The 255-nt window shown below is 45.1% G+C and carries 1 tRNA gene; it reads right to left on the bottom strand.

The features are described from left to right. Window positions 1-128: 128 nt before the first annotated feature. Window positions 129-205 (bottom strand) — tRNA-Ile (locus C1E24_RS20845). Between the last annotated feature and the right edge of the window lie 50 nt (window positions 206-255).

Below are 255 nucleotides of genomic sequence, written 5' to 3'. Positions count from 1 at the left end.
GCTGAGCTATAGCCCCACATTACTAGGAATACATTGTTTTGACCGAGCTTCTTTTTGAGGCAAGGCATAAAGCGAGGAAGTTTAGTTCGACTAAACGACGAGCTTTATAACGCAGCATCGAGAAGAAGTGGTGGGTCTGAGTAGACTTGAACTACCGACCTCACGCTTATCAGGCGTGCGCTCTAACCAGCTGAGCTACAGACCCAAACAATGTTTTGTTCTCTAATTCTATTCAACAATCATCTGTGTGGACAC

This window comes from Pseudoalteromonas phenolica (assembly GCF_005876835.1).
Lineage (GTDB): Bacteria > Pseudomonadota > Gammaproteobacteria > Enterobacterales > Alteromonadaceae > Pseudoalteromonas > Pseudoalteromonas phenolica_B.
The sequence above is the reverse complement of the archived record's forward strand: the minus strand, read 5'-3'. Positions and strand labels throughout refer to the sequence as shown.